12 protein-coding genes are annotated in these 8,206 nt (G+C 43.2%); all 12 read right to left on the bottom strand.

The features are described from left to right. Window positions 1-551: S1 RNA-binding domain-containing protein (locus B4J23_RS03280; RefSeq protein ID WP_291358750.1), on the bottom strand; the 551-nt coding region annotated here is incomplete at its 3' end. 110 nt (window positions 552-661) lie between these two features. Continuing rightward, the gene (cmk, locus tag B4J23_RS03275; protein ID WP_180179578.1) at window positions 662-1,345 is read right to left on the bottom strand and encodes a (d)CMP kinase; all 684 of its coding nucleotides are present in this window, start codon (window positions 1,343-1,345) and stop codon (window positions 662-664) included. 14 nt (window positions 1,346-1,359) lie between these two features. Further along, entirely contained in the window at window positions 1,360-1,794 is a 435-nt protein-coding gene (locus B4J23_RS03270; RefSeq protein WP_291358749.1) for an SRPBCC family protein, read from the bottom strand. Between the two features lie 62 nt (window positions 1,795-1,856). Next, window positions 1,857-2,372: a tRNA adenosine(34) deaminase TadA gene (gene tadA, locus B4J23_RS03265; protein WP_005236129.1), complete on the bottom strand. Its 516-nt coding sequence runs from the start codon at window positions 2,370-2,372 to the stop codon at window positions 1,857-1,859. Window positions 2,373-2,378: 6 nt separating this feature from the next. Then, the gene (locus B4J23_RS03260; protein WP_208461787.1) at window positions 2,379-3,500 is read right to left on the bottom strand and encodes an enoyl-CoA hydratase/isomerase family protein; all 1,122 of its coding nucleotides are present in this window, start codon (window positions 3,498-3,500) and stop codon (window positions 2,379-2,381) included. After that, entirely contained in the window at window positions 3,497-4,210 is a 714-nt protein-coding gene (gene ung / locus B4J23_RS03255) for a uracil-DNA glycosylase (protein ID WP_291358748.1), read from the bottom strand. The genes B4J23_RS03260 and ung overlap by 4 nt, the downstream gene beginning before the upstream one ends. Window positions 4,211-4,255: 45 nt before the next feature. Further along, the gene (locus B4J23_RS03250) at window positions 4,256-4,852 is read right to left on the bottom strand and encodes a 6-pyruvoyl trahydropterin synthase family protein (RefSeq protein WP_180011506.1); all 597 of its coding nucleotides are present in this window, start codon (window positions 4,850-4,852) and stop codon (window positions 4,256-4,258) included. Between the two features lie 160 nt (window positions 4,853-5,012). Beyond that, the gene (gene gspK / locus B4J23_RS03245; RefSeq protein ID WP_291358747.1) at window positions 5,013-5,984 is read right to left on the bottom strand and encodes a type II secretion system minor pseudopilin GspK; all 972 of its coding nucleotides are present in this window, start codon (window positions 5,982-5,984) and stop codon (window positions 5,013-5,015) included. A gap of 14 nt (window positions 5,985-5,998) precedes the next feature. After that, complete coding sequence (gene gspJ, locus B4J23_RS03240; RefSeq protein WP_291358746.1) at window positions 5,999-6,625, bottom strand: type II secretion system minor pseudopilin GspJ; 627 nt, start codon at window positions 6,623-6,625, stop codon at window positions 5,999-6,001. Further along, complete coding sequence (gene gspI, locus B4J23_RS03235) at window positions 6,622-7,206, bottom strand: type II secretion system minor pseudopilin GspI (RefSeq protein WP_291358745.1); 585 nt, start codon at window positions 7,204-7,206, stop codon at window positions 6,622-6,624. The genes gspJ and gspI overlap by 4 nt, the downstream gene beginning before the upstream one ends. Further along, window positions 7,196-7,744 carry a pilus assembly FimT family protein gene (locus B4J23_RS03230; RefSeq protein WP_034170572.1) on the bottom strand — a complete coding sequence of 183 codons (549 nt, stop codon included), beginning with the start codon at window positions 7,742-7,744 and terminating at the stop codon, window positions 7,196-7,198. Before B4J23_RS03230 ends, gspI begins: the two co-directional genes overlap by 11 nt. A gap of 18 nt (window positions 7,745-7,762) precedes the next feature. Then, on the bottom strand, window positions 7,763-8,206 hold a 444-nt coding region (locus tag B4J23_RS03225), incomplete at its 5' end, for a TetR/AcrR family transcriptional regulator (protein WP_291358744.1).

Here is an 8,206-nt window from a genome sequence, read left to right as displayed (position 1 = left end):
GCTTCACGGTCAGCTGAAGATTCAGCTTCCATAACAGCACGACGTGAAACAACAACGTTGTTACGTTTAGCGTCAAGTTTGATTACTTTAAATTCTAACTCTTTGCCTTCTAAGTGAGTAGTATCACGAATAGGACGAGTATCAACTAAAGAACCTGGAAGGAACGCACGAACTGGACCGATGTCAACAGTGAAACCGCCTTTAACTTTACCAGAGATAACACCAGTAACGATTTCGCCGTCTTCAAAGATTTTTTCAAGTTTAGTCCAAGTCTCAGCGCGTTTAGCTTTTTCGCGAGAAAGAACTGTTTGACCCATACCATTGTCAAGTGCTTCAACAACTACGTCTACAGTGTCGCCAACTTGAACTTCAAGTTCGCGCTGTTCATTTAAGAACTCAGCACGGTCAACAACGCCTTCAGATTTAAGGCCAGTGTCAACAGTTACCCAATCAGAGTCGATGCTTACTACAACGCCTTGGATGACTGCACCCTTTTCAACGTTGAGGTTTAATTCGCTTTCTTCAAAGAGGGCTGCAAAAGATTCGGTCATGATATATCCGATAAAGTCAGCGGTCTTGGATCAGACAAGGCCGGTTTAATTAAGCATCTACATAGTCCATATAAAACTGATCAAGCTATGCGTCTGCTGAAATAATAGGGTTATTGAGCTAATTGCTGATCCACATACGTGGTCATCAGCTTGAATACTTCATCGATATTCAGATCTGAACTGTCGATGATGTACGCATCAGTAGCAGGTTTGAGCGGAGCGACAGTGCGTTCCATATCTCGTTTATCCCGCGCTTCGATATTAGCTAAAATGTCGTTTATTTTAACATCCAGCCCCATACCCTGCAACTGCTTTACACGTCTTTGCGCACGGGATTCAGCCGAAGCTGTCAAATAAATCTTGGCTTGTGCATCTGGGAAGATACTGGTCGCCATATCGCGGCCATCTGCCACTAGACCAGGAGCTTGAGCAAAAGCATGTTGACGGGCCACCAGAGCAGTTCTAAGTTCAGGAATTGCAGCAACTTTTGAAGCATACTCACCCACCCGTTCGGTACGGATAGTTTGGGAGACATCTTCACCATTCAGCCATACCTGAACACCTGATTCAGTGCTGACAAATTGGATATCCAAATTTGTTGCAATTTGTACGCATTCAGCCAGTTTAGTATCCAGTTCATCGAGTAAATTATGGTGATGCAATGACAGTCCTAATAAACGATACAAAGCCCCTGAATCCAGTAAATGAAAATGGTAATGTGCTGCAAGTTTTGCAGCCAGTGTGCCTTTGCCAGATCCACTTGGACCATCAATGGTAATAATTTGAACTGTCATTACTTTCCCGTTATTTATACAGATTTTGCAAGTTTTGCGAGGGCTAGTTTAATCCCTGTTTTAAGCTGTGCAAGAATTAATTTACTGACAAATGGAAGACGTGCCTGCAATTCTATCGTATAAGTCACCAGACTTTTGTTATCGTCCAATGCTTCAAACTCAATAATACCCAAATGATGTTTAATCAAAGGATTCTTTACGATCTTGTATTCAATACGGGAGTTCGGCTCTAGCAAGGTAATTTGCTCTTTTAGCGGCTTGACTGGACCAAAACCCATGCTACGCACAGAACCCACACCATCTGGGCGTTCAGGGTCTGCCGAATCCTTAATCCGTTCCACCTGCATTGGCGCAAAAGCCACGTTATAAGCATCGTGTTTAGACAGTAATTCAAAAACCTTATCAATCGCTGCTGGGAATTCTTTTTTTACCTGAATCGCATTTTTCATTTTTCTTTTTCCTGAAAATAAATGATTTTAAAGTGAGCAAAGTTTAACGAATTAGATTCGATTTATTTATGAGCATTCAGTAATTTTTCTTGCAATTTCAGCTGGCGTTTTTGTTCACGACGCAACTTGAAAAATGCACTCAACTGCTCAGCACACTGCTGCTGCATACAGCCCGAGTCAAATAGAAATACATGATTATAGTAGCCAGTCTCAAAAAGCTTGCGTGCACTCACCAAAGAACCTGCTTTGGGCTCATTTGTACCAAAAACGACCCGTGAAATACGCGAATGCACCAATGCACCTACACACATGGTGCACGGTTCCAGAGTTACATAGAGGACAGCATCTTCAGGCAGGCGGTAGTTTTTCAGGTTCTGACAGGCTTCACGTAATGCTACGATTTCAGCATGGGCAGTCGGATCATTTAAAGAAATAGGCGCATTGTAGCCACGGCCAATAACCTGATTTTGGCTGACAATCACGGCACCCACAGGAATTTCACCCTGCTCAGCAGCAAGTGCAGCCTGCTCATAAGCAAGCTGCATCCAGTACTCATCGGTAAATTGTGTTTCGGACATTCAGACTTAAATCACACCATAGTGTTTGAGTAGCTCATTCCAGCTTTCAATGGTGGTTACCGGTGGATTCTGAGACAGAATGCCTTTCAGGCTTAAATCACTGCCTTTTTGCCATTCTGGAGATAGATCTTTATCGACCAGACGTGCACGTACGCCTTCCACAAAATCAGGATGACGGATTTTCCAGTCTGAAATCTGGGTTTCCAGTTCAAAAATTTCATTCCAGGAATGAACCTGTTTACCCCATTGCCATAATAACCAGCTTAAAGCTGCGGTTGCAGGAGAACCTTTTTGCAGGTTTTCACTGGCCTGACGCAACCAGTCACTGCGCGCATCACTTAAACCAATAATCGATTCATAATCGTGCTCGAAGTTTACGCCACGACATACACTATGGATTACATCTAGTGAGTTTTGCAGAGGACCCGGGCCTACCGGACGATGCATACTATTCAAGGTGTCATCAATCGCACGGAAATCGCCAGCTGGATAATGTTCCCAGTCTATATTTATGACTTTATCCAAAACTGAAGCACGCTGTGCATCACAGATATGGGTTGCCCAGCCAATGCCGTAAGCACCGGCAGCAGTCATGATGGAACCCGTTAAACCAGTAAACAGTCCAATCGCTCCACGGTCTGCCAGAAATCGGGTTGCACCCACATCTGGATATAAACCGATATTAATCTCAGGCATCGCCAGACGCGAATACGGCGTCACCAAACGGAATGGAGCCGCCATAAACAGGCCTAAACCACCACCCATAACATAACCTTCACCCCACACCAATACCGGCTTGGCATAGTTATGCAGTAATAAATCTAGCGCATATTCCTGTTCAAAAAACTTATTGGCGGTTGCCACTTCATCATTAATTACTAACTGACGCAGCTTACGTACATCGCCACCGGCACAAAATGCTTTAGGCGTAGTTGAATCCAGCCAGATCGCTTTTACGCTGTCATCTGTATGAAAGTCCTGAAAGACTTCTAGCAATGCTGAAACCAGAGATTCATCTAAAGCGTGTAATGATTTTGGACGATTCAGGCGAACAATGCGCCAGCCATTATTGGCTTGTTCAACAATCAGGTCCGGATGGTAAGGTTTAGTTACAGGAGAATAAGTCATGCGTCCAGCTGCCAATCTATAGGCTCAATGCCATGTTGTTTGAGATAATTATTCGTTTTCGAAAAAACTTTACAACCAAAAAAACCACCGCGGTTTGCTGACAAAGGCGAAGGATGTGCCGCCTTTAAGATCAGGTGTTTATTTTGATCAATGCGCTGTCCTTTACGCTGTGCGTATGCGCCCCAAAGAATAAAAACGATATGTTCACGTTGTTCATTCAATACATCAATGATGTGATCTGTGAATTCTTCCCAACCACGTTTCTGATGTGAAGTTGGCTGTGCTGCCTCTACAGTCAGTACAGCGTTGAGCAGAAGTACACCCTGTTCCGCCCAATAAGTCAAATCACCATGTTTAGGGATTTTTACGCCTAAATCATTATGTAACTCATGAAAAATATTACGTAAAGATGGAGGTAATGCAACCCCTTTTTGCACCGAGAAGCTTAAACCATGCGCCTGATTCGGGCCATGATAAGGATCCTGACCAATAATGACCACTTTAACCCGATCTAATGGCGTCGTATTTAAAGCATTAAAAATCAGGTGATTCGGAGGATAAATCACCTTGTCTGCTTTTTTTTCTTCAATTAAAAACGTTTTTAACGCATCCATTTTTGGACTCAATAAAAACTCACTGAGTCCATATTTCCAGCTGTCATCTAACTGAACTTTATTCAGTTTGGCAATTTGCTGTTCATTTAAAGACATGCTTCAATCCTAAATCTATGTCAGTCTGCGTTTATATTCGAATTTTTAAGGCTGGACTTGCAGATCCACAGCCGGATTATGAAATGGAAGACCCTGTTTCAGTTTCGCAAACATCTCTGGATCTGTCCATTCTGCACGCACCTGCTCCGAGAATTCAATCTGTTCCAGGCTAAGTGGACCCATCTGTGTATTTTGAATATCTTCCAGGAAGCTTTGCGCATAGCCGGTATCAGTTTCATGGACAATTACAGAGTAAACTTCAACATCGCCTTCACCATTCTGAGTAATGGTGGATGCCAACACCTGTTGAGCCAGAAAGAAGAAAATACGTGAAAATTGTTCTGCAGATGGCGAAACCGGCAAAGATACCCAGCGTGCACTAAAATTCTTGCATGCCTGAATATATTCAGGATCATCTTTTTGCCAAAAGCAGATCGCATGGTCAAAAGAATCAAAAAAATCCTTAATCACCCCTTTGAGCAGACCAAAATCATATACCATCTGGCCATGATCCAACTTCGACGCTTTCAGCAATAACTCAACTTTATAACTGTGACCATGAATCGAACGTTTACAGCGATCCGAGGTGCAGTTACGCACAATATGAGCATTTTCAAACTTAAATAACTTACGAATTAACATATGCCGTAATGTCGTCAAAAAAATAGGTGAATTAATTTCAATTATAAAGCAAAAGTAAACTTATGAGGATTAATTTTGCAGTTCATCATGATAGGGAAAAGGGATTAAAGCGAAAACAGATTAAATTCAAGAAATGAGAGCATCCTTAAATGGCGGTATTTTAAAAAGGCGCCATGCTTCGATAGGCAATATAAACCTTCTTGTCCTGCCGCACCAGATCACTACTAAACTGACGTTTACGTTCACTCAGCATCACTTCGATACGTGCTTTAAAGTGATTGGATTGTACTCCAAGCAGGTTATTAAACAGGTTGTGTTTGGCTGCATCCACCTGGGCAAAGGGTTCTAGTGTCCAGAGATCAGCCACATTGGTAAAATATTCCAGATTCGCCTGACGGCGATCCAGCAATTGCTGCACAGCATTCACATCTAGCTTTTCATCCATGCTCGCCAAAAGAAATGCAGATGCAGTATTAATATTGACTGTACTGTCTTCTACAGGTGCAGCACTGAGATAAGGTGCAATTAGTTTGTACTTATTTTCTTCAAAGCCTCGTACCAGTTTCAGCTCTTCAACGCTATGAAATTTGGCATTCGGAGGCAGAGAACCATTCGGCAAGCCCTGATAATAATTGGATTCTGCACCCATTGGTCCACTCGGCATTTCATCTTCATCCTGCCAGTCGATCACGGCTTCACTCAACTGCTCTGGCAATCCAGCACGTTTTAATATCAACTCAAACCAGGCTTTAGCATTTTCATTCACTGTGCCTTCTGCTGTAATCAGGCTATTTAAATTAAACTTACCCGACTCATCTTGCAATATTCCCGAGACATAGCCATCTTCAACCGGAAAAGCCGGCATTGGTTGCGCCCAGGTTTCATTTAAATGATCAAATTCTGCTGCATTCTCTGCGTCATCGACCAGCAATTCAGAAAAAAACGCTTCAGCACTTTTGGCATACATCAAAGACTGGTTTTGTCGCATTAAATAAGCGGTACTTTCAGCAGTTGCAGCCTGACGTTTAGCAATAGTCGCAGCCAAAATAGTTGCAAGAGCCACCATCACCAGAATGGTAATCAGAGCAATCCCCTTCTGCTGTTTGATCATCATTGCTTTGTTCATCTGCATTTTATTATTCTTTGTCAGGTTAACTTTTGGGTTTCAAGCAGGAAATCTGTATTCAATAAACTGAAAATCCACTCATAACTGACCCCATTAACCATTAAGTTGATTTTAATGCCTTTGGGCAAGCGCTGTTTTTGCTCAACCTGATTTAAATAAAATGATGAGTCTGGCCATTGGGTCATTTCATTCGGATTAAGCACTACGATCTGAAACTGCTCAACATCGGACAACAACACACTGGATTCAGGTTGATCACGACCGGTCTGGTTTAAATTCCGGTATTTCAAGCGATATAGTTTTTGTTCATCTGCCCGGTACTGATATTCAACCCGTTCATCTGGAGAAATTCCCTCTTCCAGAGGATCGGTAACTCCAGTCTTACTAAAGTTAAAACGACCGTTTTGCAAAACCAGTGCCGGCTGAATATCACCATTAATATTGGCCGTTAAAGGCACCGCCTGTACCGTATCACGCAAGATCTGCTGATAAGTATCTTGCAACTGACTTAAGCGCTGTTCATGCACCGCATTACGGTCTTTGGTTTGTATAATATAATCAAATACTTTCCAGCCTAGAGCAGACAGTACGGCGAAAATAGCAATAGCAACCAGTAGTTCGACCAGCGTAAATCCCTTTGACTTCATGGCGCTTCATTCATCCGGTGATTAAAGAACATCAAGCTGCTAATTCCATTTTCTGCCTGACCAGTTTCAGTGTTGACCAGACTCACCTGTAATTCAATACGTTGTACATTAGGACTTACAGTAGGCTCACTGCGCTTATCAATTTGCCAGGTTTCGCCCTGCTGGGTGAGTTGTTTAGATTCAGTACCAGTGAGCCACTGCTGATTGATTTCCATCAGTGCCGCTTCATTCAAGGCAACAAACTGAGCTTGGGTTCTCAAAATGGCATTCGAAGTCGATTGGGTATATTGCATGGCAACTTTAGTCAGGGTCATAGCTGCTGTGGCAAAAATCGCCAGCGCAACCATCACTTCCAGCAAGGTAAATCCTGAGGCACGATTAACTCGAGTAATACTCGACCTGAGCGGCATTGTCGCGCAAGAAAGTCCAAAAGCTGTGCTTGAGGAGCCGCGATGAGTGAAATGCTGTTTCACCGCTGCGCAAGACGAAGAGCTATGCCCGGAGTGCGCACGATCAGCATTTGACTTAAATGACTTGATTACATCAGCTCCGGCACTCTGCTTGAAAACCCTAGCTTTCATGGACTTTACCCAAGTGATCAATTTCAATCGGATTGCCTACTTCACGATCTTCCAGATAAAACTGGATTCTGACCGGTTTAACTTCACCATTGCCTAACCAGATCAGCTTGGGTGCATTGGCTTCAGTAAGATCCCGATTTTGGGCATTATTATAACGCTGCTCTAAAGGCTGAATCCGGAAAGAGACCTGTTCCGGTAAACTGCGCAGATTAAACTCCGCATAACTTTGCCATTTCTGCTGATTTAAAGTCGGTTCTGCCTGATTAGGTGAACGATATTCCACGACCCCGTAGCGAAATGGTGAAATATCAGTGGCAGCCTGAACATCAAGCGCAAGAATACGGGATTGATCATTAGCTTCCCGCAAGATCCGCTGCAAATCCAGTAACAGGACTTCCCGCGTCTGCATTGCCTTGCGCTGATCTACCCCACCAATATTCAATACAACTAGTGATGCCATAATACTCATAATCACAATCACCACCATCACTTCGATTAGAGTGAATCCACGAATGGAGGCGTGATGTGATCTGATCATAGGCAACTCTTAGGCGAACTACTCGGCAGGATGGACCTGTTTCGGTAAAGCTAAAGCTTGATCAATAAGGGCAACGCGCAAGGTATCGCGTGAACCAAGATAGCGCTGGTAGAAACTGGAGTTAAGGTTAGCAGCTGCACCATGGGTCAATGACCAGATTGAGGCCAGATAATCACGCACCGACATGCTGCTATTGATTGAAGCCAGATAGCTTTCAGTCATACGGATAATCAGACGTAAGCGCTGTTTGCGCACCTGATAAAGTTCGCTAAACAGATGCTGAATTCCAACACCTGTTGTAGAAAGACGTTCTTCAATCTGATGAAAAAGGACAGTACGTTCAGGGTGATGCAGATGATGCAACATAAAGAATGCCAGATGTTCAGGAAAAGCCTTATCACTATCCTGGATCATTTCCAGCAACATGCGCTCATTACGGATAATCAGCAATATGTACAATTC

Source organism: Acinetobacter sp. UBA3025, from assembly GCF_002367915.1.
In the GTDB taxonomy this organism is placed as follows: Bacteria; Pseudomonadota; Gammaproteobacteria; order Pseudomonadales; family Moraxellaceae; genus Acinetobacter.
This window is presented reverse-complemented; position numbering and strand designations above follow the sequence as displayed.

Excerpts from the sequence above, each read along its gene's own strand:
- cmk (WP_180179578.1), bottom strand. The coding sequence starts at position 1,345 with ATGACAGTTCAAATTATTACCATTGATGGTCCAAGTGGATCTGGCAAA.
- B4J23_RS03270 (WP_291358749.1), bottom strand. The coding sequence starts at position 1,794 with ATGAAAAATGCGATTCAGGTAAAAAAAGAATTCCCAGCAGCGATTGAT.
- tadA (WP_005236129.1), bottom strand. The coding sequence starts at position 2,372 with ATGTCCGAAACACAATTTACCGATGAGTACTGGATGCAGCTTGCTTAT.
- B4J23_RS03260 (WP_208461787.1), bottom strand. The coding sequence starts at position 3,500 with ATGACTTATTCTCCTGTAACTAAACCTTACCATCCGGACCTGATTGTT.
- ung (WP_291358748.1), bottom strand. The coding sequence starts at position 4,210 with ATGTCTTTAAATGAACAGCAAATTGCCAAACTGAATAAAGTTCAGTTA.
- B4J23_RS03250 (WP_180011506.1), bottom strand. The coding sequence starts at position 4,852 with ATGTTAATTCGTAAGTTATTTAAGTTTGAAAATGCTCATATTGTGCGT.
- gspK (WP_291358747.1), bottom strand. The coding sequence starts at position 5,984 with ATGCAGATGAACAAAGCAATGATGATCAAACAGCAGAAGGGGATTGCT.
- gspJ (WP_291358746.1), bottom strand. The coding sequence starts at position 6,625 with ATGAAGTCAAAGGGATTTACGCTGGTCGAACTACTGGTTGCTATTGCT.
- gspI (WP_291358745.1), bottom strand. The coding sequence starts at position 7,206 with ATGAAAGCTAGGGTTTTCAAGCAGAGTGCCGGAGCTGATGTAATCAAG.
- B4J23_RS03230 (WP_034170572.1), bottom strand. The coding sequence starts at position 7,744 with ATGATCAGATCACATCACGCCTCCATTCGTGGATTCACTCTAATCGAA.